21 protein-coding genes are annotated in these 25,320 nt (G+C 50.7%); 13 read left to right on the plus strand and 8 right to left on the minus strand.

Annotated features, from left to right (window positions below):
• The first annotated feature begins 60 nt into the window (after positions 1 to 60).
• From ACKWCC_RS15630 to ACKWCC_RS15640, 3 genes are all read left to right on the plus strand, one after another.
• Complete coding sequence (locus ACKWCC_RS15630) at positions 61 to 1,119, plus strand: response regulator (protein ID WP_413996896.1); 1,059 nt, start codon at positions 61 to 63, stop codon at positions 1,117 to 1,119.
• Between the two features lie 384 nt (positions 1,120 to 1,503).
• Positions 1,504 to 1,944 carry a hypothetical protein gene (locus ACKWCC_RS15635; protein ID WP_413996897.1) on the plus strand — a complete coding sequence of 147 codons (441 nt, stop codon included), beginning with the start codon at positions 1,504 to 1,506 and terminating at the stop codon, positions 1,942 to 1,944.
• 21 nt (positions 1,945 to 1,965) lie between these two features.
• The gene (locus ACKWCC_RS15640; protein ID WP_413996898.1) at positions 1,966 to 2,415 is read left to right on the plus strand and encodes a pyridoxamine 5'-phosphate oxidase family protein; all 450 of its coding nucleotides are present in this window, start codon (positions 1,966 to 1,968) and stop codon (positions 2,413 to 2,415) included.
• A 76-nt stretch (positions 2,416 to 2,491) separates the two neighbouring features.
• Here the strand turns inward: ACKWCC_RS15640 and ACKWCC_RS15645 are convergent, their stop codons facing one another.
• Both ACKWCC_RS15645 and pta read right to left on the minus strand, forming a co-directional pair.
• On the minus strand, positions 2,492 to 3,679 hold the full coding sequence (locus ACKWCC_RS15645; RefSeq protein WP_413996899.1) for an acetate/propionate family kinase: 1,188 nt from the start codon (positions 3,677 to 3,679) through the stop codon (positions 2,492 to 2,494).
• 78 nt (positions 3,680 to 3,757) lie between these two features.
• Entirely contained in the window at positions 3,758 to 5,851 is a 2,094-nt protein-coding gene (pta, locus tag ACKWCC_RS15650; protein WP_413996900.1) for a phosphate acetyltransferase, read from the minus strand.
• A 43-nt stretch (positions 5,852 to 5,894) separates the two neighbouring features.
• Between pta and ACKWCC_RS15655 the strand changes: the two genes are divergently transcribed.
• Positions 5,895 to 6,389: a hypothetical protein gene (locus tag ACKWCC_RS15655; RefSeq protein ID WP_413996901.1), complete on the plus strand. Its 495-nt coding sequence runs from the start codon at positions 5,895 to 5,897 to the stop codon at positions 6,387 to 6,389.
• 37 nt (positions 6,390 to 6,426) lie between these two features.
• On the opposite strand, the gene ACKWCC_RS15660 is transcribed toward ACKWCC_RS15655, so the two are convergent.
• The 4 genes from ACKWCC_RS15660 to ACKWCC_RS15675 form a co-directional block, all read right to left on the minus strand.
• A complete protein-coding gene (locus tag ACKWCC_RS15660; RefSeq protein ID WP_413996902.1) occupies positions 6,427 to 7,233 on the minus strand; it encodes a universal stress protein in 807 nt (268 codons plus the stop codon).
• A gap of 53 nt (positions 7,234 to 7,286) precedes the next feature.
• The gene (locus tag ACKWCC_RS15665) at positions 7,287 to 8,165 is read right to left on the minus strand and encodes a universal stress protein (protein ID WP_413996903.1); all 879 of its coding nucleotides are present in this window, start codon (positions 8,163 to 8,165) and stop codon (positions 7,287 to 7,289) included.
• Between the two features lie 68 nt (positions 8,166 to 8,233).
• Positions 8,234 to 8,707, minus strand: a complete 474-nt coding sequence (locus ACKWCC_RS15670; protein ID WP_413996904.1) for a pyridoxamine 5'-phosphate oxidase family protein — start codon at positions 8,705 to 8,707, stop codon at positions 8,234 to 8,236.
• Positions 8,708 to 8,760: 53 nt separating this feature from the next.
• Positions 8,761 to 9,633 carry a universal stress protein gene (locus ACKWCC_RS15675; RefSeq protein ID WP_413996905.1) on the minus strand — a complete coding sequence of 291 codons (873 nt, stop codon included), beginning with the start codon at positions 9,631 to 9,633 and terminating at the stop codon, positions 8,761 to 8,763.
• A 290-nt stretch (positions 9,634 to 9,923) separates the two neighbouring features.
• On the opposite strand from ACKWCC_RS15675, the gene ACKWCC_RS15680 reads away from it, so the two are divergent.
• Together ACKWCC_RS15680 and ACKWCC_RS15685 are read left to right on the plus strand one after the other, a co-directional pair.
• Complete coding sequence (locus tag ACKWCC_RS15680) at positions 9,924 to 11,009, plus strand: DUF6544 family protein (RefSeq protein WP_413996906.1); 1,086 nt, start codon at positions 9,924 to 9,926, stop codon at positions 11,007 to 11,009.
• A gap of 479 nt (positions 11,010 to 11,488) precedes the next feature.
• A complete protein-coding gene (locus ACKWCC_RS15685) occupies positions 11,489 to 12,322 on the plus strand; it encodes a bacteriorhodopsin (RefSeq protein WP_413996907.1) in 834 nt (277 codons plus the stop codon).
• Between the two features lie 246 nt (positions 12,323 to 12,568).
• Here the strand turns inward: ACKWCC_RS15685 and ACKWCC_RS15690 are convergent, their stop codons facing one another.
• Positions 12,569 to 13,423, minus strand: coding sequence for a universal stress protein (locus tag ACKWCC_RS15690; protein ID WP_413996908.1), 855 nt, complete (start codon positions 13,421 to 13,423; stop codon positions 12,569 to 12,571).
• Positions 13,424 to 13,984: 561 nt separating this feature from the next.
• Between ACKWCC_RS15690 and ACKWCC_RS15695 the strand changes: the two genes are divergently transcribed.
• Both ACKWCC_RS15695 and ACKWCC_RS15700 read left to right on the plus strand, forming a co-directional pair.
• Positions 13,985 to 14,518, plus strand: coding sequence for a carboxymuconolactone decarboxylase family protein (locus ACKWCC_RS15695; protein WP_413996909.1), 534 nt, complete (start codon positions 13,985 to 13,987; stop codon positions 14,516 to 14,518).
• 33 nt (positions 14,519 to 14,551) lie between these two features.
• Complete coding sequence (locus ACKWCC_RS15700; RefSeq protein ID WP_413996910.1) at positions 14,552 to 14,986, plus strand: hypothetical protein; 435 nt, start codon at positions 14,552 to 14,554, stop codon at positions 14,984 to 14,986.
• A gap of 34 nt (positions 14,987 to 15,020) precedes the next feature.
• Here ACKWCC_RS15700 and ACKWCC_RS15705 read toward each other — a convergent pair whose 3' ends face one another.
• Complete coding sequence (locus ACKWCC_RS15705; RefSeq protein WP_413996911.1) at positions 15,021 to 15,869, minus strand: helix-turn-helix domain-containing protein; 849 nt, start codon at positions 15,867 to 15,869, stop codon at positions 15,021 to 15,023.
• Positions 15,870 to 16,281: 412 nt separating this feature from the next.
• Between ACKWCC_RS15705 and ACKWCC_RS15710 the strand changes: the two genes are divergently transcribed.
• The 5 genes from ACKWCC_RS15710 (at position 16,282) to ACKWCC_RS15730 (ending at position 25,208) form a co-directional block, all read left to right on the plus strand.
• On the plus strand, positions 16,282 to 16,425 hold the full coding sequence (locus ACKWCC_RS15710; RefSeq protein ID WP_413996912.1) for a hypothetical protein: 144 nt from the start codon (positions 16,282 to 16,284) through the stop codon (positions 16,423 to 16,425).
• 78 nt (positions 16,426 to 16,503) lie between these two features.
• Positions 16,504 to 18,720 (plus strand): glucosidase family protein, encoded by a 2,217-nt coding sequence (locus ACKWCC_RS15715; RefSeq protein ID WP_413996913.1) that lies wholly within the window; start codon positions 16,504 to 16,506, stop codon positions 18,718 to 18,720.
• Between the two features lie 17 nt (positions 18,721 to 18,737).
• Entirely contained in the window at positions 18,738 to 19,781 is a 1,044-nt protein-coding gene (locus ACKWCC_RS15720) for a mannonate dehydratase (protein WP_413996914.1), read from the plus strand.
• A 1,247-nt stretch (positions 19,782 to 21,028) separates the two neighbouring features.
• A complete protein-coding gene (locus ACKWCC_RS15725; RefSeq protein WP_413996915.1) occupies positions 21,029 to 21,865 on the plus strand; it encodes a DUF932 domain-containing protein in 837 nt (278 codons plus the stop codon).
• A gap of 592 nt (positions 21,866 to 22,457) precedes the next feature.
• Complete coding sequence (locus tag ACKWCC_RS15730) at positions 22,458 to 25,208, plus strand: helix-turn-helix and ligand-binding sensor domain-containing protein (protein ID WP_413996925.1); 2,751 nt, start codon at positions 22,458 to 22,460, stop codon at positions 25,206 to 25,208.
• Positions 25,209 to 25,320 lie beyond the last annotated feature (112 nt).

Consider the following 25,320-nt stretch of genomic DNA (forward strand, 5'->3'; position numbering starts at 1 on the left):
TGTCCCAGGGGCCACACCCGCAAGGGAACAAACAAAGAACAGAAACCTAAAGCAATGGCAATGAAAAAAATTCTGATTATCGAGGACAATAGGGACGTGCGGGAAAACACGGCCGACATTCTGGAACTGGAGGGCTATGACACCGCCACGGCCCCGGACGGGGAGATGGGCGTGGCCAAGACCCTTGCCTTTGGCCCGGACCTGATCATCTGCGACATTATGATGCCAAAACTGGATGGTTACGGCGTGCTGCGGGCATTGGCCAAAAAGTCCGAGACCGCCCGTATTCCGTTCATATTCCTCACCGCCAAATCCGAAAAAGCGGACGTGCGCAAGGGAATGAACCTCGGGGCAGACGACTACCTTACCAAACCCTTTGAGGAGCATGAGCTTTTGGAGGCCGTAAGGGCCAGGCTAAAAAAGACCGATTTTCTCAGAAACGAGTACGCCAAGAACCTGGGCGGCGTGGATGCCTTTCTACAGGGGGCCGCCCACTATCTGGATGTGGACTCCATACAGCGCGAGTACCGGGCCAAGGTATATGCCCCCAAGGATTTTGTCTTTATGGAGGGCGATGCCGCGCACGACCTTTTCTTTGTGGAAAAAGGCAGGGTAAAGACCTATCGGTCCACAGAGTCCGGAAAAGAGTTTGTCACCGGCATCCACAAGGCGGGCGATTTTATGGGGCAGCTTTCCCTGCTGGGGGGGCAGGGAACCTACTTGGAAAGTGCCACCGCGCTCAAAGAGGCCACCATATACGCCATTCCCAAGTCCAATTTTCTACCATTGATCAAGGACAACAGGGAAATTGCCAATAGGTTCATGGAGTTGATCTCCAATGATCTGATGGAAATGCAGGAACAACTGGTGAGCATGGCCTACGAGTCTGTTCGCCAGCGCGCGGCAAAAACCTTGTTGCGCCTGCATGCCAGGGGCGTGGGCCAAGAAGGCATAGAACTGCCTCGGGAAGATTTTGCGGGGATGATCGGCACGGCCACGGAAACGGCCATACGCACCCTGTCCGAGTTCAAGGATGAGGGCCTTATTTCCATCAATGCCAACAGGAGCATCATGCTGGGCGATAAGGCCCGCTTGCAGCACGTGGCCAATGTAAGGTAGCCTGGGTTTCCGGACCTTTTTTTGCGTGTTCCGGCCCGTTTCCCGCTCAGGGGCATGTAGGGATGCCAAACGGATCAAAGCGCGCCCATGGCCGCCGCAAAGTATGACATACATCATTTTATGGCTTGTGGTTCCTTGATATCTTGCGTGTTTATGGGGGGTGTTGCCACTTGCCCATAAGGCTGGAACCCCATGATGGTAATGGGGTGTTATACCAGTTCTCGTTTGAAATGCAGCCATAGAAATGGAATTATTTTTTTGGCCTGCGAAAAAGAAAAATCAGGCATAGCCGAGCTACGGCTTATTTTTATTTTGAAGTAGGGCGTAAAAAGAAACCATTTATCGGCTTATTTTCAATTGGGAAATGGTATTACAATGATGACTATGGAATTGGATGTTATGGCGCCAAAGCGGAAAGATTTTTTTTCACAACGGGCAAGGCATTGGGCCAAGGTGGTCCTTGCCCTTGAAAATGTGAAGAAAACCACGGGACACGCGCTGGGTGTCACGGTGTTGTTGAAGTATGATGGCCCCCCGGCCCGCAGGGCCGCCCTCCGTGCCCGTTGGGAGAAGGTGTTGGGGGCAAAGACCTCCTTCGGGTCTTTTGAGCATCCGGAGCTGGGCACCATTGTGCTCGCAGGCCCGCTCTCGGAACTGTTTCTCCAAGCCGTGAACGGCAAAAAGCTGGCCGAGCTCACAGAGGGCCCCTATGGGATTCTAAGGGGACTGGGTTTGGACGGTGAAACGGCCCGGGAGCACATCAGGGCCCTGGACAAGGGCGAATACCTCTTGTTGATGCGTGAGGAACAGGGCCAACGGTCCTAAGAACTGGAAAAACACAAGAAGATGCTGGGAAGATTAACAGAGACACAGATGGAACAGGTGTTGCGCAGCAACATCGTGGGCCGCTTGGGTTGCCATGCAGAGGGGGAGACCTATGTGGTTCCCATTTCCTATGCCTATGATGGCACCCATCTTTACGGACACACCCAAGAGGGCCTTAAGGTGGAGCTGATGCGAAAAAACCCGAACATTTGCCTTTTGGTGGACGAGATGGAAGACATGGGCAATTGGCGCAGCGTGATCCTTTGGGGCAGGTTTGAGGAGTTGAAAGAAACGGGGGCCCGGGAAAGCGCCATGCGGTTCCTGTTGGACCGTACCCTGCCCTATCTCACCGGGGAGACCACCTTGCAGCACGTGATGCGGGACGCCCACCTGGGCAGGTCAAGGGCCCTGGACGGGGTCATGTACAAGATTGTCCCCCTAAGGAAGACCGGTAGGTTCGAGAAACGCTGAAAAAAGGAAGTCTTTTCGGCCATAAAAAGACAAGCTTGGGCCACGGTCCGGGAGATCGATCGCCTTGCCCCAACCACTAGGCCAACGTTAGGGCATGGGCCTGTTTGGCTATTTCCAGTTCCTCATTGGTGGGGATCACCAAGAGTTTCACCTTAGAGGCGTCGGCGTTTATTTCCCGAAGTACGTTGGATGGGGCCTCATTTTTTTCATCATCCAAAAGAATGCCAAGATAGTCCATATGGGTACAGACCAGTTTGCGCAACAGGCTGGAGTTTTCGCCAATGCCCGCGGTGAAGACAATGGCGTCCAGGCCGTTCATCGCTGCGGCATAGGCCCCAATGTACTTTTTTATGCGGTAGGCGTTCATGTCCAGCGCCAGGATGCAGTCCCGATCGCCTTCCTCCGCTTGCCGTTGTATGTCCCTGAGGTCACTGTGGCCGGTGAGTCCCAGCATCCCGCTTTTTTTGGTGAGCATGTTGTTCACGTCCTCAAGGGAGTGGCCCAGGCTGCTTACCAAGTGAAAGATCAGGGCGTGGTCTATATCGCCGCTCCGGGACCCCATGATGAGCCCGTTGCCCGGGGCAAAGCCCAAGCTGGTATCCACACTTTTTCCGTTCACCACGGCGGTAATGCTGCAGCCATTGCCCAAGTGCACCGAGGCGATCTTGGCGTTTTGGTTCCCAAGGTGCTGCGCCGCCTTTTCAGAAACATATTTGTGACTGGTACCGTGAAACCCGTAGGCCTGTATGCCGTGCTCGGTCTTTAGGGACTTGGGTATGGCGTAGGTTCTGGCGTGTACGGGCATGGTCTGGTGAAAGGCGGTATCGAACACGGCCACCTGTTTGGCTTTGGGAAAGAGTTCCTCTGCCACGGAAATGCCCTCGAGGTTGTGCGGGTTGTGCAGCGGCGCCAGGGTGGCAAAGTGGGCAATTTCGGCCTTTACTTTCCCCGTGACCAGGGCGGTGGCCGAAAAGGAGTCGCCCCCGTGCACCACCCTGTGGCCCACGGCGTCTATGTCATCGGCATGCCCAATGGCGCCCTTCTCGGGGTGCCAGAGCATTTTGGTGATTTGCGTGAGCCCTTCCTTGTGGTTTTTTATGGCTGCCGTGACCTTGGAGGTGCCGCCCTGCCCGTTGTAGGTGAGCACGGCATCCCGGGCCCCGATGCGTTCCACCAGCCCGGAGCACACCACGGTCTCGGAAGGCATTTTAAGGAGTTGGAACTTAATGGAGGAGCTTCCGGCGTTAAGGATGAGGATGTTCATAAAGAAGATGTTGTGCTACTGCGTGTGTTTTTAATAGGGGCCAATGGTACTTGCGGTACTTTTGTTTCTGGCCTGTTCTCAAAGTCCATGGGCCTGTATGGCGGTGATCATCACGGTGTTGAAAATATCGTCCACCGTACAGCCGCGGCTCAGGTCGTTCACGGGTTTGTTGAGTCCTTGGAGCATGGGGCCAATGGCCAGTGCCCCGGTCTCCCGCTGCACGGCCTTGTAGGTGTTGTTCCCGGTGTTGAGGTCGGGGAAGATGAACACGGTGGCCCTGCCGGCCACCTTTGAGTCCGGCATCTTGCTCTGGGCCACGGTGGCGTCCACCGCGGCATCATATTGTATGGGCCCCTCTACCTGGAGGTCGGGCCGTTTTTCCTTGACCAGCGCCGTGGCCTGGCGCACGCGGTCCACATCTTCGCCAATGCCCGAAGCCCCCGAGGAATAGGACAGCATGGCAATGCGGGGCTCAATGCCAAAGGCGGCACTGGTATCTGCGGAGGAAATGGCAATTTCCGCCAGTTGCTGCGCCGTGGGGTTGGGGTTAATGGCGCAATCGCCAAAGACCACCACCCGCCCGGGCAGGCACATAAAGAAAACAGAGCTCACCAAGGAGATGCCCGGTTTGGTCTTCACAAATTGCAGCGCCGGCAAAATGGTGTGTTGGGTGGTGTGCATGGCACCGGAGACCATCCCGTCCGCATCTCCCTGGTGCACCATCATGGTGCCAAAATAGGAAACGTCCTTCATCAGGTCGCGCGCTGTGGTCATGTCCACGTTCTTGTGTTTCCGCAGTTCGTACAGGGCGGTGGCATAGCGTTCAAAATCTGGAGATTCCTGGGGGTCCACCAACCGTATTTTCCCCATGTCCAACTGCAGGTCGGCCTTTCTCAGTTTTTCGGCGATCTGTTCCTTGTCCCCCAAAAGGGTCAGGGACACGGCATTGGCATCCGTGAGCTGTTTTGCCGCCCTTAGGATACGGGGGTCGGTGCCCTCTGGCAGCACAATGTGCTTTTTCTTGCTCTTGGCCCTTTTTAGAAGGTTGTACTGGAACATCCTTGGCGTAATGCCATTGGCCTTAAAGGTGATCATGCGTTCTTCCAAGGTCTCTGCCGCCACATAGGTGTCAAAATCCCGGATGGAGGTCTTGATCTTGGTGGTGTTCTCGGCATACATCTGCGATTTTATGGCGCCAATTTGGTTGGTCACGGCAAAGGTGCCCCCTGGGACGGAAACAATGGGCACAATTTCGGAGAGGCCCTCGATCAATTGGCAGATGGGTTCCTCAGGGGTGAGCCCACCGGTGAGGACAATGCCCGAAATGGAGGGGTAATTGGCCGATAGGTTGGCCTGTAGCGCTCCCAGGATAATGTCCGCCCGGTCGCCCGGGGTGATCACCAAACCATTTTCCTTCAGGTGTTTTAGATAGTTTCGCAGTTGCATGGCCCCCACGCTGAACCCGTTCACCAGGTTGTTGGTGTGCTGGGCCCCAAAGAGGATGGTGCCGTCCAGTTCATCGGCAATTTCCTTTACGGACGGGTTGGCCAGGGTGGGGTTCAGGGGAATGGCGGCCACCAAGATGTCCTCCGGGAGCTGTTGGCGCAGGGCTTTGGTCACCAGCGCCACATTTTCCTTTTGCACTTTATTGCCGATCACGGCCAGAACCTGTACCCCTTTGTCGTCAAAGGAATCATAGGCTATTTGCAGGTTGCCCACAAGGCCGTCCAGGGTTTTCCCCACACCGCTGGCCAGGATAATGGCGGGAATGCCCAGGTTTTTGGCAATGACCACGTTAATGTCAAACTCAATGATGGTGCCCTCACCAAGGAAACTGGTTCCTTCCACCAGCACAAAATCAAAACGTTCTTCCAGCGCCTTGTATTTTTCTATGATGGTGCCAATGATCGCGTCGTCCCGGTCCTCGTTCTTCATGCGGATCACCTCGCTTCGGGTAAAGGCATGGGCATCCTCAAAGGCAATGTCCAGTTTAAAATAGGTGGTTATGGTGTTAATGTGGTTGTCCACCGCACCCTCCTCAAGGTCGTCAATGATGGGCCTGAAATAGCCTACCTTGGCGGCCTTTCCCAAGAGCATGTGCATGAGCCCCAGGGAGACAATGGATTTTCCGCTGTTGGGCTCGGTAGTGGCGATGTATATGGCTTTGTTCATAAAAAAAGGGCGTTTTCAGCCTGCAAATTTACGGGAATATTTTATGGATACCTATTCTGGGGCCGTTGCTTTTAGGGGCCATCTGCCGGCAAAGGACCACGGCACTTCGGCCGGGCGCGCACCTTTGGTTTTGGCCACCGATGGGACAAAATTGGAGCGGAAAATAGGGGGACACCTCTTTTTTTTTGTTGGGATGACACAGGTCATAACGGACCCCTTGGCTTTGTGCTACCTTAGCCGTCTATCTCTCATAATAAAGGACATGGAAGCGGTGGTAAGTTTAAGGAACATGGACGGGGACCGGTGCAGGAAGCGGATTTATAGGAACCTGGCCCGTATCATGGATGTGCGCATCCTTAAAATTGATCTGGAGAACGGGCTCTTCTTTTTTGTTTATGCCGATGCCACATCCTTTAAAAGCGTGCTTCAGGAGTTGCGCCGTTTGGGCTATCCCTTAAAATCTTCCATTGTGCCAAAAATGGAGTTCACGCACTTGCTTCCCGAAAAGGCGTCCTTCAAGGAGCATGCGGTTCCCTGAGCCCTTCCTTTCTTCCATTTGTCGCGCCCATTTTCCCTTAAAACAAGGGCATGACCAGTAACGGAATCTGGGTCTTGAAGGCCATTTTTTTCAGTACCGGTTCCCGGAACATGGAGCCAAAGAAGCCGTGTTGGGTTCTGAGCATGGCCACCATATCCGGATGCCCCTCGGATTGTTCCAGGGACAGGAGGGTGTTGGCCAAGCTGTCTTTTTTGGGCACCGTGCGCAGTGCATGCGCCACGTTGCCCAGGGTACGCTCCAGTAAGCTGCGGTTGGCCAGCTGTTCCGGGGCCAGTTCCGGCTCGGCCTCCACGTGCACCACTTGTACCGTTGCCTTCCAGAGAAGGGCCAACTGCAATAGGGGGCGCATTTCGGCTTCCATGAACCTATGTTTGTAGTCCGTTGCAAAAGCCATGGCCTTGGGCGTTTTAAAAGTGAGTCCGGTGGGCACCACGATCAGGGGGCAGCGTGCCAAGTGCTTTATGGCGTTGGCGGTGTTACTGCCCAACAACACCTCTTTTAGGGCAGTGCTGCCCTGGGTGCCCATGACCACATAATCTATGCCCTTGTCCATAAAGGTGGCATCAATGGCGCTTACCACCGAGTCGGTCAGGACAAGGCCCTCAAAGCGATGGTGCTTGTGGTCGCTGTTGGCCGCACACCGCCTTGCCAGGGCCTCCACCTCTTGCTCCGCACTTTTTTTGTTGGTGGGTGCCGAGGGAATGTTCCGGTAGGCGTGCAGCAAGTAGAACCGGCAGGGTTCCTTTTTAAAAAGCTGGGTGGCGTAGGCAATGGCGTTTTCCGAGTTGATGGAAAAATCGGTGGGCAATAGAATCTTTTTCATGGTGCTGTTTTAATGGGTTGTGTACTGGCGCTTCACTGCGTGTCTTTTCTTGCTTAAGGGTTCTTGGGCCCCGGGACCACGAGAAAGGGCACTTGGACCTGGAATCCTATTTGGTCTATGGACTGCCGTAACAGCACCCGCTCAAAGAAGGAATGGTTGCGGTTCATCATCACCAGGAGATCTACTTGGTTGGTTTCCACATATTCCAGGACGGCCTCGGGAAATTTCTTTCCCTGTACCTTCCACTGTTCAAAAGCGGTGTTTTTCAAAAGGCCCAGCAAGTGCTCTTTGTTTCTTTTTTGTTCGCTGTTCAGGGCCACCACCTCCCAAATGTGCAGCAGGGTAATGGCCGCCCCGAACATTTGTGCCGTGTCCTGTACAATGCCCACTTCCTCCGGGCTGTGGTGTTCTTGGAAATCTGAGGGGAACAGGATATTTTTTGGTGTCACGAACACGTGGTCATTGGGTACCGCCAAAACGGGCACCGTTGCCTTGCGCAGCACAAACACCGTATTGGAGCCCAAGAACACCCGTTTGGCGCCCGTGGCCCCTTGGGTGCCCATAACAATGAGGTCAATGTTCTTTTTCCGGACCATCTCCCCGATCTCGTCCGTGAGGGTGTTAAAGGCAGATAGTGTCTCCAGTTGGTGCGGGGCATTGGGAAACAGGGCTTTTACCTTGGCCAGGGTGGCTTCCAGTTTGGCCTGTGCGCTGTCTGCCCCGGGATCGGGAAGCGCACTTTGGGAGGTACCTCCCAGGGCATAGTCCAACCTATAAAATGCCGGTGTGTAGGTGTGCAAAAAGTAAATGGTACAGCGCTGTTTGGCTAGGAAGTGCATGGCATACACCGTGGCGTTCCAGGCGTTTTCCGAGAAATCGGTGGGGATCAATATGTTCTTCATCTTGTCGCGTTCCATTGGGGTGTTACCCAAAGATATTCAAAGATGTTTTTGTGTGGGATGATAAAAGTCATTTGGGGTATGGGCAGAAGCATTACCGTTCAGGTAGAACCCTTGTCCCGGCGCTGTTTTCCCATAATTTCATGCACATAGATCCTATAGACCACCGGATGCGCATCCTTTACGTCCAATTTCATCGAGAAGTCGGGTATCACATCCACGGGCTGCTCCGTGTGGGCGTTGATCAGTTTCTTTAGGCCCTGCCTGAAACGGTGCAGTTCCCTTTTGGCGGTGCTCCCTTTCAGTTCCTCATAAACGCCGTGCACGGTAACGGAACGCCAGTTGGTCAGCGTCTTTATGTCATCGACCAAGAAACATACCCTTGGATTTTTTCGCAATGCGGCTATTTTATGTCCCTCACCGGAATAACAGAGCAGGCAAATGTTTTCCTCCTTTACAAATAGGTAGGTCACGGGAAGCATATAGGGCCCATTTTCGGCCACATAGGCCATGCGGGCCACGTAGTTTGTGGCGAGCAGCTCCAGGCAGGTGTCTATGTCCAATTCCCTTACCATTTCTTGTTTAGGTTATCCTTTGTTTTGGCGAATTTTCCTTTTTTTATGGGGCATCACCCTCCAACGCCGGGGTGTTGGGGGAGCAAGTTCTTTTTTTGGTAACAGAGCAGGGGCAGGGCGCCATCGGCCTTCATCCTTTTTACCCAATCCCTGTGTCCCAAGTTTTTTAAAAAGCCGCCGTTTTCCCTTTCCAACATCACCACCATATCGGCTTCCACCTTGGCCAGATGCTCTTGGAGGGTGGCATAGGGATCCTGGCCAAAGTGGGTTTCCCATTGCAGGTCCTCATACGGCAGTTCTTGCTCCAGCTGCGCTTTAAAGTGTGCCATCCCCTTTTCGGGATCGGGTGTTGCGCTCTGTGCAATGTGCACCACGTGAACCCGGGCGCGGAAAGGTTTGGCAAGGGCCAGCAACGCCTTGAGGGCATACCGATCGGAGGCTTCAAAATCGGTGGCATACACCATGTTCTTAAGGGCCCTGAAGGGCCTGTTGGGCGGAATGGCCAGGATGGGGCAGGGGGCATGCTCCAAGAGGGCCGTGGTGGTGCTGCCCAGCACATATTTTCGCAAGAGGTTTTCGCCTTGGGTGCCCATGACCACCAGGTCTGCACTTTCTTTGGTGGTAAGGGCCAACAAAGCCTCCCGCACGCTGGTGCCCTGGATGGCGCGCAGGTCCACTGCCCTGTCGCATACCACCTGCCCAAGGTGTTCGTTGCAAAAGGTCCGGAGGCGTTTGCGCTGTTCTTCGGCGGTCTGGGCCACTTTTTTGGTGTGCGAGATGGATGTGGTGCTCCCCATGGTAAGGGGCACCTGGTACACGTGTACCAAAATGAGCTTCGCCGCCAGCTGCAAGCGCAGGGCGTTGGCGTAATGCAGCGCATCCACGGCATTGCTGGAGTAATCGGTGGCGTGTATCAGGGTTTTCATGGTGATTGTTTTTGAGCATCCGTTGTCTTAAAAATAAGGAACCCCGCCCGGGCCAGGGAATGAAACCTGGTTTTAAATAGAGGCCTGTATCAAGTCGATGCAACAGGTCCCTTTCCATCGGGTTTGGTCCAGGGCCTTACCTTTTGTGGCATACGGTAAAGATAGCAATGGCACCGTCCCGAAAATATGACGATTGTCAGCCTTGTTGCCTGTGCCACCCTGATCATGGTCATTGTGGTTGCCCCCCTGGTTTTTTAACTTCCTGGGAAGTCAAATTGAAAAAGAACGATATGAGGACACTACTTGTTTTATTGTTGATGGTGCACGGTGCCATACACCTTATGGGTTTTGCCAAAGGCTTTGATCTGGGCAACGTGGGCCAATTTTCAAGGGACATATCCAGACCCATGGGCCTGCTCTGGTTGGTTGCCGGGTGCCTCTTTCTGTTGGCGGGCTTCCTGTACGGTTTTCAGAAGGACTCCTGGGCCGCGGTGGCGCTGGCCGCCGTGGTGCTTTCCCAGGGGCTCATTGTGGCCACGTGGGCCGATGCCAAGTGGGGCACCTTGGCCAATGCCTTGCTGCTTGCCTTTGCCGTGGTGGCCTGGGCGTCCCAGCGCTTTGAACAGCGCTATGCGGAAGCGGTGCAGAGCGCACTGCAGGCCAGTGCGCCCGCAGAGGAGCGGCTCACCGAGTCAGATTTGGCCCACTTGCCCACCCTGGTACAGCAATACATACGCCGGTCCGGTGCCCTGGGAAAGCCCAAAGTACGGCGCATGACCTTATTTTTTGAGGGCCAAATGCGCGATCGCGGCAAGGATTGGTTTTCCTTTACGGCAGAGCAGCACAGTTTTTTTGATCGGCCCGCCCGGCACTTTTTTATGAAGGCCAAGATCATGGGCCTGCCCGCATACGGGTATCACGCCTATACCCAGGGCCAAGCCCGGATGCAGGTGAAGCTGCTTTCCCTGTTCCCGGTGGTGGCGGTGGAGGGGCCCGAGCTGTCCGTGGCGGAGACGGTGACCTATTTTAACGATCTCTGCCTGTTTGCCCCGGCGGCCCTGATCGATCCGCGCATTGCCTGGGAGCCCCATGGCGAACGCTCCGTTACCGCCCATTTCAGTTACGGAAAGAACAGGATTGCCGCGGTGCTCCATTTTAACGAAGCGGGCCAATTGGTGAACTTCACCTCCAACGATCGCTTGGCGGTGGACCAAATGAAGCGCCACCCCTTTTCCACTCCCGTGGCCCGGTACCGCAATTTTAACGGCCATGAACTGCCCGGTTATGGCGAGGCCATCTGGCATTACCCCGAGGGCGCCTTTGTGTATGGCAAGTTTCATTTGAAGGATATGGCCTACAATCAAGGGGAAAGGTAAGGGGGGTGCTTTGGATCCTTTGCCTTTGCCTTCGCGCTGGGAAGGCCCTTCGGGGTCGGGCCAGGCCTTTCCCGGACGGTTCCGGTACCGGACCGTATTTGGGGTTCCCTTGCCCTAGCGGGGTGTTGGGGGAGTTTGGGCCAATGGCAAGACACCATTTGTACATGGCAGCATATTGGCCCCTTGACCTCGGGTGCGATCGGACTTGGCCCTTGCGGTCGGCCAAGGTGTTCCCATTTGCCCATATTGCCCACGGATGCCGTCGTTACTTAGGTGAGCAACGCCTTAAATTGGCGGAACGGCCGCTTGCTTGCGCCTTACCGTTCCACAAACATCGCCATTGGGGGAAATCCTTGAGGCCAAGCCTACGCTCCAACGTTCTTTATCAGGGTGCTTTGGTCTTTCGCGTCAATTTTTGAAGTGATGCAACACACGTCCCTCTTCCCAGCTTTATAATTTCCAAAAAAAATAATGGAACTATGGAAAAATTGGTGAACGCAAATTTTGAGAACTACATTGGTACCACGCAAGGCTACTCTGAAATGGCCTACCAGATGGTCTCCCATATCCTGACCTTGGGTTATGCGGTGATGCTGGCGGGGCTGTTGTATTTTGTCCTTACCCTGAAAACGGTATCGCCCAAGTATCGCATGAGCAACATCCTTTCGGGAGTGGTGATGGTTTCCGCCTTCTTGTTGTTGTACGCCCAGGCGGGCAATTGGGCAGATGCCTTTGTTTTTGATGCAGATTCTGGACGTTATTTTCTGGGGAGGGACAGCGACCTCTTCAACAATGGCTACCGGTACCTCAATTGGCTCATAGACGTACCCATGCTCTTGTTTCAAATCTTGTTCGTGGTAACCCTCACCAAGAGTGATTTTACCTCCGTACGGAACCAGTTTTGGTTCTCGGGGGCGCTTATGATCATTACGGGCTACATTGGCCAGTTTTATGAAGTATCCAACCTGACCAAGTTCTTTGTTTGGGGCGGCATATCCACTGTCTTTTTTGTGCACGTGCTTTATGTAATGCGCAAGGTCATAGCGGAAGGAAAGGAAAACATTCCGCCAAGGGCCCAGAAGATCCTGGGCCAGATTTGGGTGCTTTTCCTGGTTTCTTGGATGTTGTACCCTGGCGCTTATTTAATGCCCCATCTTTTGGGGGTAGAGGGTGCCCTGTACAATGAATCTGGGGTGGTGGGCCGGCAAATGACCTATACGGTCGCAGATGTCTGCTCCAAAGTGATCTATGGGGTGCTATTGGGGCAAGTGGCCACCATCATGAGCAAGGCGGAAGGTTATGCCGTTGAATGACCCATACCAACAATTTTACGTACAACTGATGGCCATAAGGTTTCCCTTATGGTCTTTTTTTTAAGTGCTTCATATGTGTTTGCCGGACCACTGTGGCCAACCCTTCTTGGTATAGTTCGGCAGGGGGTTGTCACTGCGCCCTTGAGGTGGGCAGCGACCCCTGAGCATTGCCCCGGTGTAACCCTAAATGGTATTTTTTTAGCGCTTGTAAGGGCCATTTCCCTTTCCATTTAATTAAAAGAGCGCTCAAGGTGAAACCACCTGGGGCAAGACCAACAAGGGCACTTCGGAGTACATGCTCACGTCCTTGATCACCGGTTCGCGGGTAAGGCGTTCAAAAAGACTTTTCTCCCGGTTCACCATGGCAAAAAGGTCAATTTTCATGGTTCTGAGAAAGTGGTCTATGACCTTGGCCTTGTCATCGGTCTCTTCCAGGGTGTGGAAAGAGGGCGCCCTGTGCGCCAAACAATCCTCCAGCCGTTCCCGGTTGGCTTCCTTGGTGGCGCCCAGCGCCTCCGCCGTGGCCACGTGCACCACACGAACATTGGCCCGGGTGCCCTCGGCAAAAAACAACAAGGGGGCCAAGGTCTCCGCATCACAGCCGGTGCGGTAATCGGTCACTAACGCAATTTCCTTGGGCGGGGCATAGTTCATCTCGCCCGGTACGGCCAGTAAGGGAAGGCGGTTCAAGGCCTGTACCACCTGAATGGTGTTGCTGCCAAAAAAGATGTCGGCCGTTTGGGTAAGGCCTTTGTTCCCCATGACAATGAGGTCATAATGGTGCTCTTCCAGTTCTTTTTTTATCGTGGCCACGAGTTCCCCGTGCACGGACAACACCTTGAACCGGTGCTGGTTGTTTTCCGTATCGCGCACGATGCGGTGTTTGGTGGCCAACAACTGGTCCCGGGACTCTTTTTTTAAGCGTTCCCGCTTCTTTTTGCTGGCCAAGAGCAGCCCATTGCCGCCCAGCAGTGGGGTACGGTGGTCATAGGTGTTCAAGAGGCAAAAACTACAGCGCTCGCCCTTGAGGAGTTGGGTGGCGTAAAATAAGGCACTGTAGGCATTGTTGGAGAAATCGGTGGGTACAAGGATGTGCTGCATGACGAGATGTTTTTTTTGGTGATGAACCATTCCGGAAAGTCCATGGGACGCCAGCTGTTCCCAAAGATTTGGCCCAGTGCCGTGAAAGCACCACGCCGGGGTTTACCATGAATCAACCTTCTTCCCACAAAGGTATGGGCCGCTTTGGGGCCTTGAAATGACGCCCGTCATCTTTTGGCAAACAACGGTGCTTTCCAAAACCGCACGGGGCATCTGCCCATCCATGTTGTGGCAACCCCCCAGTGCAAAAAAAAAGCGCCGTGGAATAGGGCCGGACAAGGAAAATGGGGACGTGGGGCCCAAGGGCTCCTGGAACCGTCCCTGGAATTCCCCATTGGTCCCTGTTGGCTCGCTTCACCTTAGCCCCAGATGCTGTATAGGACGTTATGGTTTAGGGTGCGTTAGGCCCAGGAGAGGGGCTTTGCCGGCCCCGGAAGCTGCGAAAGGGAAGAATGTACAAGGAAGCGGGAAAAGACTACCATGGCCCTTCCATGATCCGGCCGCATCTTTGCACTGTTCAAAGCGGACAACATCATTTACAACCTTTAAGAAAACGATAAGATGAGTACATTCAACATCCCCAAGAGGGAAGAAGTAAGCGAGGCCAACCAGGCCATTTTTGATCAATTGGAAAAACAAGTGGGTTTTGTGCCCAACCTTTATGCCACCTATGCCCATTCTGAAAATGCCCTGAAGAACTACCTGGATTTTTCCGGGGCGCCCTCTTCCCTGAAGGCAAAGGAAAAGGAAGCGGTGAACCTGGCCGTGAGCCAAGTGAACAACTGTGCCTATTGCCTTGCGGCCCACACCGCCATTGGTAAGATGAACGGTTACAGCGATGCCCAGATCCTTGAGTTGAGACAAGGAAAGGCATCTTTTGATTCCAAGTTGGATGCCCTGGCCCAACTGGCCAAGAACATAACCGAAAACCGCGGATATACGGATCAGGCCGTAGTGGCCAACTTTTTTGAGGCGGGGTGGACAAAGGAAAACCTGATCGACACCATTTCCCTGGTGGGGGACAAGACCATCTCCAACTACATCAACAATACGGTAAAGGCCACGTTGGACTTCCCCGCCGCACCCGAACTTTAAAAAATTAATGATAACCCTTTAAAAATTCATATGATGATAAACAAAACAATGGGATTGATGCTGGTGGCCTCATTGGCCTTCGTATCTTGTAAGCAAGAAGTGAAAAACACAGAAACAAAAGCCAAAGCGGCCACAATGGCCGTTGCGGAAGAGGTAGCGCAGCAGACCAAGGTACAGAACATTCGGTTAGAGCAGACCAAAGGGGCTTTCAGCACCACCGAGTTGGAATTGAAAGAAGGCACCTATGTCTTTGAGATCGCCAATCTGGATGTGGACCATGAGGTAGGTTTTGTATTGGCACCCAAAGGCATGACGGATGAGGCAAACCACATTAAGCCGGCTTACGTAAAGGCACCAGTGGCCACCGGAAGCACTTCCATGACGGGCGAGGTGACCTTGACCAAGGGCGAGTACGTGTACTTTTGTCCGCTTAACCCAACCCCGGAATATACCTTGGTGGTAAAATAAGTGTAGTTGATTTATGTTTGAAACCGTCCAGGCACTATGCCTGGGCGGTTTTTGTTTTTTTGGCCCTGTACTCCACCGGGGGCAGGCCCGTGTGCGACTTAAAGAACTTGGAGAAATGGGCACCCTCCTCGTAGCCCAGTGCATGGGCGATCTGTTCTGCCGATAGATGGGAATTGAGCAGTAGCCGCTTGGCCTCCAACAAGATCCTTTCGTTTATGATGGCCAGCGGACTGGGGCGCCCTGCCTTTTTGAAGACGTTGGAGAGCGTCTTGGGCGATTTGTACAGCAATGCGGCATAATCTGCCACCTTGTGCTTCTCCTTAAAATGCTGCTCCACCAGAACGTGGAAGTTGCGGAGCAGTTCCAATTGGGTGTTGGGCAGCTGGCTTATTTTTTGCATCTCCTTGACAAGGCGCGAAGAGGTAATGAGCAACCTTTTCAGCATGACGCGCAGCATTTCGCCCTGAATGTGATCCACTGTTTCAAATTCTTCCCGAAAGATGGTGAACATGGCCTCAAAGCTCCTGATGTCTTTTTGCGCTAGGCTCACAATGGGGGGCTGCGAAGAGCCAAAGAACAGGATGCCATTGCAGGACACCTCGTGGTCATGATCGCGAATGCAATAGAACTCCCGGTTGAACACAAGGGCAATGAGGCCGCTTTCCTTTGGCACCTGCAAGAGGTTCAAGGTGGTGCAAAACAAGACTTGGTGCTGTTTCAGTTGCACCGCGTACCCATCTACGGTAAGGCTAAATTCCCGGTCCCTGGCCCATACTATTTTGTAGTATCCGCTATCTTGGAGGAGGTTTTGTGCCGGCCCACAGTTAAAATCCGTCAGGATAATGGAACTTTCTTCGAGCGTGTTTTTAAATTCAAGTTTCATGGGGTAAATAAAAGCATAATTTTTTAAAGGGAGGCAATGCGGTGCCCGTTGACGGGAACTGGGCGCGGGCCCTTTATGTGGCAACTGTGTGTCCCAGAAGCGTTGGCGTTGAGTGGATATTGTCCTTTTGTGAAAGGATGTTCACATTAAGGGCGCACTGGCCCAAAATAAAGAGGGCTATTTCTTCCGGGATATCGTTATAAAAATTAATTTGGCCATTAGGAATGAAGGGGTGTGCCGTGGCCAAAGAGGGGCACGGGAAATGGGAGGGTACCGGCATCTTTCTTATGGCCTTGGTTTTTGGCGCCTCCGGTCCTGTGCGGATAAAAGTGCCGTCCTTAATATGGGTACGTTCTCTTTGAAGCCCCGTTCACCAAACCGTTGATGATGCCCCTCTGTTAACTGGGGGTAAATGATGTTTAAAGAGCACAAAGCATCCTTTGATTTTTCTCGCTTGGACGCTCCGATCACCGTTTTGGCGAAGATCGGCAATGATCAGAAGGAGGTTTTTAAGGATGTCGTACAGTTGTACCTGCCGGTCGTTTGGATACCATAAAGGAACGACATGATTTTTCGGGTAGCGCGGCATGGCTTTTTGTGGATGAGATTGTAATAGCATAGAAAATCGGAAATCATGAATAGAATAAAAATGATGGGGTACGGCACAAGAAATGTTTATTTGTTGGGAATTGTTTTTGTATTGCTGGTACAGCAGCGAACCACGGCACAACAGGAGCTTCAACCTTCGGATCCGGAATATTACGCCATGGACCGGGAAAAGATTGCTTTTGAAGATGAGCACGTACTGCTCTTTAACCACCGGGGCTTTATTTCACCGCGGCAGTTCAGTGTTACCCAGTTTACCAATGTGTGGTTTTTGCCCTTTGCTTCGCCCCGCTATGAATTCAACCTTAATTTTTATGACAAGGGCACAGGGCGCTTGATCGAGGATGACGTGCCCACCAAGTGGAAATCTTGGGTGGATGATGGGGAGAGCTATGATCCCCTGGGATCCAATTTTAGGCCCAACTCGCCCTCCATCATGGTAACGCAAGATGAAAGGTGGCAGCCCAACAGATATGAGAGAACGGCCACCTTCCACAAGGAATACAACAGCAAATGGGTAAGCTTTGCGGCCCACAGTGCAACCAACGTATCCTATGATGACAATGAGGTCTTCATTGAACTGACATTCACCAATCGGAACTCCAAAAAATTGGAGATGACCATCATCCCCAACCAAGTTGCCGAGGTAATGGAAAAATTCTCCAAGACGGGAGCCCAATCTGGCGATAACGAGGCAAAGAACATAGACGCCTTTACCATAGGCAGTTCATTGGCCCACGTACGGGTATCATCAAACATAAAAGAGACCAGTGAGAAGGGTTTTGAGATCAACATTGCCCCCAACCAGTCCAAGACCTATTACTTCGCGGTGAAGTTTTATGATGCCAAGGAAACCCCGCCGGCCATTGTACAGGCAGATATTGGGCAACGTATGGAAAAAGCGGACAAGAAAAGCCGCGAAATGTTGGCCTGGGCCCATAAGAACCTGCCCAAATTCTCAAGTACCAACAAAAAGTTGGAAAAGTACTATTATCGTTGCATGCTTTCCGTGTTGATGAGCAGGTATGAAAACCCCAACTATATATCTGAGGTGTTCTGGGCCGTGGGCACGTGGCCTTACACCATAAGTTGGGACACTAGCTACGCTTCCGATGTCATTGCCATGCTCGATGCCGAAAGCCTCAAAAACACCATCTTGACCAATTTTGACCAAGTGCGCCTAAAACGCACCTATGTGGGGTGGAACGGCGCCTATTGGGACATTCTTTACATCCAAGAGCCTTTTGCCCTTAAAATTATGTTGGAGGCCTATCTGAGGCATACCGGGGATTATGGCATTTTTGATCAAGAAGTGGCCGGAAAGACTGTTTGGGGATGGATGCAGGCCTGGGTGAACGAACTGCAGACCAACTACACCAATGAGCTGGGCCTAATGGATGTGGGCTACAATACCGAAAAGATCATTGAGATCAGAACGGATGGGTACAACCACGCCGTGCCCATTACCAACACCCTTGGCATAGACCTGTTGTACACCATGTCTGATTGGGCCGCCAAACGAAACGAAAAAAAGAAGAAAGAAACCTACTTTAAGGACGCCGAAAAGTTGAAGGGCTTGGTGGACACCTACCTGTGGAACGAAGAGCTGGGCTGGTTTGACAATTACTACCCGGATGGCACCAAAGGAACGGTATGGACCTATCATTTGTTCGATCTCTTGGGCACCGATTACCTGCCAGATCACCAAGCCTTTAGGTTGGTGAGCCATTTACAGGAAGGCACCTTCTTGGGAAAATTTGGAGTGTATTCCATAGCCAGAAGGGATACCGTGCACTGGGATCTTATTGATGCCGATTGGGGTGGCGGTGGCCAGTATGCCGGGATGCCCGGGCGCATCTCACGAAACCTCTATGCCAAGGGATTTGCCGGGAAAGGGTGGGACGTTTTAAGGCGAAACATACGCTATGTGGACCATTTTCCCTATCTGCCGCAAAACCCATTGATCGATGCGCCCATTCAAGATCGTTCCTCCATGCCTTTGCAAATCTCCGCAGGTGCCGGCCTGGAAGCCATTGTCTTTGGAACCTTTGGGGTGGACATGCAAGAAGATCGGCTGGTCATAAAACCCTTTAACCACGAGGACATTGGCGAGGCCACCTTAAAGGACATTGAGTGGAAAGGCAGGTCCTTTGGAGTAAAGCTCACCCGAAAGACCTATTCCGTTTACGAAGGGGAGCAACATATTGCCACCAAGTTCTACGGTGAATCCGTGACCATAGAATAACAAACAAAAAACAAAAAATGAAAAGATTGCTTAAAGAGGACAAGTGGGCCCATTTGCCCATGCGTACAGGCCTGGGGTCGTTCATGCACCCCACCGAAGAAAAACTGACCCTCATAAAACAATTGGGTGTGGACGACATTATCCTGAACATGTACAGGAACAACTTGATCGACACCAATTTTGATAACTTGCCCCTTCCCGGAGACCGGCAATGGGAATACAAAGACCTACTGATGTTGAAAAACACCGTGGAAAATGCCGGTATCCGGTTTTTGGCCTTGGAGAACCTGCCGTTTTCGTTCTATGATAAAATCATGATGGGACAGCCCGGTAGGGAAGAACAGTTAAAGCATGTACAGGAGACCATTGCCAATATGGGGAGCGCGGGCATTCCCGTGCTGGGCTACGGCTGGACACCCACTGGGGTTTGGCGTTCTTCCACAAGCTACCCCACCCGCGGGGGCGCAAAGGCCATGAGCGTAAATTTGGAAGATTTTAAAAGGGCGCCCCTTTCCCATGGCCGGGTGTTCTCTGAAGAAGAGATGTGGGATTATTACCAGTATTTTCTGGAAGGCGTGCTGCCGGTGGCCGAGGAGGCCGGGGTAACCTTGGCACTGCACCCCAATGATCCCCCCATACCCAGCTTGGCCGGCGTGCCACAGCTTTTTAGGAGTTTTGAGGCCTATAAGAAAGGGATGGACCTGGTAAAAAGCGAGAACCACGGCCTGCAGTACTGCTTGGGCAATTTCTCTTCCATGGGCGAGGACATCAATGCCGTTACCGAGTACTTTGCCAAACAGGACAAGATCATCTACGTGCACTTTCAAACCGTATCCAATTCCCTCCGGGACGGCAATACAAAGTTCAACGAAGTGTTTGTGGACATGCCCGGGTATTACGATCCCGTTTCCGTGTTGGCCAAGTTTAAGGAAGTGGGCTTTAACGGCATGATCATGCCGGGCCACGTTCCAAAGATAATTGGGGACCAGACTTGGGAAGAGCGCGGCCGCTCCTTTACCATAGGCTACCTTAAGGGCATTATTGCCGCCCTGCATCGATGATGTCTTGTGATGTGGGCCAGGCAGTCGCTCAAGACAGTGCTGCCCCAAGCGGCGAGCACGGGCACGCATCTGGGTGATGATATTTTTTGGGGGTGGATTTTTCCCAACAAAGGAAAGAAATTGGTTGGAAGAACCCATATCCCCTTACCTTGGTTAAGATGGTAATTGTCTCAACGGGGATCGGGGTCCATCAAAATATTTTTTTGCCCAATGAAAAACCAACGTTTTCGGCCCCAGAACAACGGCAACACCAAATCCCCAGCGGTCATTCAGCCATAGTTAGGTAAACCTGTCTAATGTCCTGTTCTGGGCCGTTAGAAAAAAATATCATCAAACAGGATTCGCTGCGGGAATCCCTCAACACTCCGTTTGGAAAACCAAAAAGCCCCAAAGACAAATTCAATCGAGCTCGATTTTACGTGAGGCTTGTTGATGTATTCGTGACCTCGACAGGATTGGCTGCGCCCTTCCCTTGGAGTTCCCCTTTGCAAATAGAAAACTGCGGGCCATTGCCCTAGTTCTTTATTTTCTTTTGGAATTACAAGGCCATTGCCCTGCATTCTTCCAGAAAACAAAGAACCACGTCAAAAAAAAAAAGACGTGGTTTTCTGCTTGTAGTGACCTCGACAGGATTGGCTGCGCCCTTCCCTTGGAGTTCCCCTTTGCAAATAGAAAACTGCGGGCCACTGCCCTAGTTCTTTATTTTCTTTCAGAAGTACAAGGCTATTGCCTTGCATTCTTCCAGAAAACAAAGAACCACGTCAAAAAAAAAGACGTGGTTTTCTGCTTGTAGTGACCTCGACAGGATTCAAACCTGTTCTCCAGAAGCCTTTGTTTATTGAATAATACTCTTGTTTTCAAAATCTGTTGACCGAATTGTTGACGGTCAGTTTGATTGCAAATGATATAATTTGACTTTCGATTTTAAAGTTAGAGGTTTTTATTGGCACCACCAAAGGATTTAATACTCCGAGGTATGCCTTGAAATTAAAATTCAGTTTCTGATTAATGCCTCGTGCTTGCCCCGAGGTAGTTCACTTAATAGGAAGCAAAAATTAACTTTCTGGATTTAGGGAAAAATAATCAATCAATATCTGCGTAAAGATAAACTCGTAAAATACACCCATCAAAAGACTACGGCATAAAGCCGTTCGCCCACTCACTATTTATTCCGTTTCCTTTTGAGCTGAGATTTTAGCTTCCGTTTGGGTTCCGCTCAAATATTGTTCAATCTAATTTCAAAAGTTATGTATTTACAAAAGTTACAACAGGATGAAATTTTCGTTTCCAATGAAATGAAATCTTTGGCAAGTATTACTGGGATGCCATCCAGGAGGGGCTTGGAGAATGTTATTGTCTCCAACGGGAAAATTGTGAACGTTGTGTCCAACAGTTACGGACATATTCCCAACGAGCTGTTTTTTAAACAGGCCGAACAGCTTTTGCTGGACGCTCAATTAGCTTATCATAAGCGAACCATCAATAGGGATGACCGGTCCTTTATAACGGACTTCATCATTGATGACACCGATCAGTTTTCACTAAAGAACGAAATGGGCAAAATACTGCCGATGTTGCGTTTTAAGAATTCATACGATGGCCGGGAGAAAACTTCAGGCCATTTTGGCTTTTATCGAGAGGTGTGCACCAACGGGCTCCATGTCTCGAACGCCCAGATTCACTTTTCCATAAAGCATACAAAGAACAGTACAGAACTGTTGTTGCCAAAGCTCAATGGCCTGTTCCAACGTTTTATGAACAACGAATATTACGAAATAACCCAGAAGTTCAGTGAGATGGAGGAAATACAGCTTATCGATACCAGGGCATTTGTAAAGGATATCTTGGCAAGGACGAAACTTTTTCGCTATGATTGCAGTGATACGAACGATGACCCATCCAAAAAGTCCAGAACACTGTTGGATTTGATAGATGGGGAGGTAAAGGACAGCAACCGGAAGCCGACGCTGTGGGATGGTTACAATGCCTTCAATTGGATGCTGCACAATAGTCTTAAGAAAACGTTTACCCAACAAGAGAAATTGGATAAGTTGATCTTTGATGAAGTTTATGCCATGGTATAGCGGGACAATTTTATAAGGTGTGTAAATAGAAAAGAGCGGAGGCATACCCCCGCTCTTTTTTTAACTTTAAACTTTTGCGCCATTGCGAATAAACAGAAATTGTTCAACTACGATTTTTATATCAGTTCAAGACCGGGAAGAAGCTTAATGGTTTTCTCAGCGAACTTCAAAACCGCTACAGTGAGAAGATGCTTGAGGGCAAGATTGACGGCCACCTCGCCAATAAAAAACACCAAATGAGAAAAAGCGAGTAATCGCGCAACGGCCATTCGACTAAAACGGTGTGCAAGTGAAGGAACGGTAACTTTGAAATCGGCAGTTTTTGAGCCGATTTGCAGTCGGAACTGAATTTACGGGCTATGCATTAGGTAGTAGTTTAACCCCATCACACGACAGAATTTCACGAAAAGGTTGCGTGTTAAAATGGGTGTTCATCCATAAGAACATCACGTTGCCGCAACTATTATTGCCACAGAATAAAGCAAAGATGCTAATCCAAATTTGATGCGCAACAAATGGTCTTTGCCATTTAGCCAGCTGCGGTACGATGATATTTTGTAATTTCCCATCAAGCTTAATTCCAATTCCTGTGATGCGCTATTTGTGGCTCTTTGTTTTCGTATTGTCATCCCATTCCCTTTTGGGCCAGCGTGATATTCCATCCATAAGCAACTATGGAATTTTCGATTATGGTGCGGCAAGTCAGAATTGGGACATCAGTATTGGCGAGCAAGGCATCGTCTATGCGGCCAACAACAAAGGACTGCTCTCCTTCAATGGACAGGAGTGGTCACTTTACAAACTGCCCAATGCCACCATTGTACGATCGGTGGAAGCCATTGATGATCGCATATTTACCGGTTCTTATGAAGAATTTGGATATTGGCAACGCAATGCTCAGGGCTTGCTTGAATACACCTCCCTGACCCATTTAATCAAAGACCACACCTTTACAAATGAAGAGTTTTGGCAAATTGTTGCTTTTGGCGACAGTGTGGTGTTTCGATCATTCTCCACTATTTATATCTATAGGAATGGAGAAATACAGGTCTTGGATCTGGATATCATTGTCACGAATATGGAAATCGTGGACGGTGATTTGCTGGTAGCAGGTTCCAACGGTGCCATCTACCGTGTGCACAATGGACAACTTTTACCCCATCTCACTTTTAAAGAGCTGGAAAACAATACGGTAGTATCCCTTCTCAGGATACCAGACGGCCTTTTGATCGGTACAAAATTAAATGGCTGTTATCTGTATGATAAAGGAGCCCTGAAACAGTGGAATGAAGAATTGAACGCCAAATTGAAAGCCAACCAGCTCAATGAAATCATAGCGTTTAAGGATGGCAGAACAGCATTTGGGACCATCAAGGATGGGGTCTATGTTTTTGACCCAAAAGAAGATTCTTATGAGGTGCTTAATCGGGAAATGGGACTCCAGAACAACACTGTTTTGGGGATGGTGCAGCACGAAGACAAACTCTGGCTGGCCTTGGACAACGGCATTGATAAAATGAAAACCAACGCCCCCATAACTTTTTACACCGACCGTTCTGGGCTTCTTGGCACAGTATATGACCTGGACTATGGCAGCGGAAATCTATTTTTGGGGAGCAATACGGGGGTATATTACTTCACGGAAAACACCTTGCGTTTTCTTGAAGGCACACAGGGTCATGTTTGGGACCTAGCAGCTATTGAAGGGGATCTGTTGGCCGGGCACAATACGGGCACGTACGGCATAGGGCCAGGGAAGTTAAAACAGATATCTTCCATAGCCGGGGGCTACCAACTCATCAAGGCCCCCGAAAAAAACAAGATCTATTTACAGGGCACCTACACCGGAGTGTCCCGTTTTGAAAAATCTGATGACGGCACCTGGCAGGCCATCCCGATCCAGGGCATAGCTTCCCCGGTAAAGCATCTGTGTTTTGAAACGAACAACATACTCTGGGCCGTACATCCTTACAAAGGTCTTTCCAGACTGGTTTTGGACGAAGGCCTACGGCGAGTGATAGAAGTCCTTGATTTTGATGGCACAGCATTGCCAAGCACCTATAACATTAAAATGTACGAGGTGAAAAGTCAGATCCTCTTTTACATTGAGGGCAATTGGTACAGGTACAACGGCATTGCCAACCGGATAGAGCGTTTTGAGGATTTCAATGAATTTACCGGTTATGAATTGATTTATAATGATGGAGAGCACTTTATGTTCATTGACAATGGGGAAACAAAACGACTCCTTTATACCAATTTGAGAGATCGGCAGTATGTCATTGAAAAAGAGTCATTGCAAAAAAGATTGGTACCCGATGCCGAAAAGGTTTTGCTCACTTCAGATTCGTTAATGCTGCTCACACTCAATGACGGGTTCGCCAAAATAGACCTGAAAGCCTTGGCCGGTCTTTATGGAAAAAAGGTGGCTCAAAGACCCCAGCTCGTTTACTTCAAGGACAAAAATCATCGGTACCCGGTAACAGATTCCATCTTCAACCTATCTTTCAAAGCTTCCAGAAATATTGTGTTCCAAGTAGCCGCACCAGCTCTCAACGACCCCAGATTTAAGTACACCCTTATTGAGGGAGACTCAAAAAAGACGGTTGTTTTGGATCATGGCACCATTGTTTCGCAAAACCTTCCTTTTGGCGAATACTTTGTAGAAATTGCGGCTATAAGTTCATATGGCCAAACATCCCCAATACTCAAATTTGGTTTTGAGATTTTACCTCCCTGGTATCTTAGCAACTTGAGCATTGTACTATATCTGTTGGCCCTGATGGGAACTGTTTTCTTAGTGCGGGCCTATAATAGAAGAAAGTTGCAACGTAAACAACGCATCTTTGAAGACAAATTGAATCAAGAGCAAGTGGTACAGCGGGCCCAACTTGAAAAAGAGAAGTTGGCCAAAGAGGTTAGATTAAAACAACAAGAATTGACTAACGTAACCTTGGGCATTGCCAAGAAAAACCAAGTGATTCTCGAACTTAAGGATATGATGGCGGTAAACAAGGCCAAATTTGAGAGCCGCAAGCGTTATGACCACATCATTAAAAAATTGGATCGCTCTGTGGCCGATCAGGAAGATTGGAAGCGTTTTGAAGTCAACTTCAAAGAACTTCACCAAGATTTCTTTGAACGTCTCTTAAAACAATTTCCCAAATTAACACCAAAGGACCTAAAACTATGCGCCTATCTAAAAATGAACTTGTCCTCAAAGGAAATTGCCCCGCTAATGGGAATCTCTGTTCGGGGCGTGGAGATTCATAGATACCGTTTAAGGAAGAAATTGGGGCTGGACAAAAATGAATATCTATCCACCTACCTTATCACTTTTTAAACCCAAATGCAACAACTTCCCAAGAGGATGCCGACTCTTTGGACACTACACCCTACTTCTCATCATCGTTAACACATCACCTTTGAAAATATCCTAATCTTGTTTGATAAAG

This window comes from Maribacter aquimarinus (genome assembly GCF_047345505.1).
In the GTDB taxonomy this organism is placed as follows: domain Bacteria; phylum Bacteroidota; class Bacteroidia; order Flavobacteriales; family Flavobacteriaceae; genus Maribacter.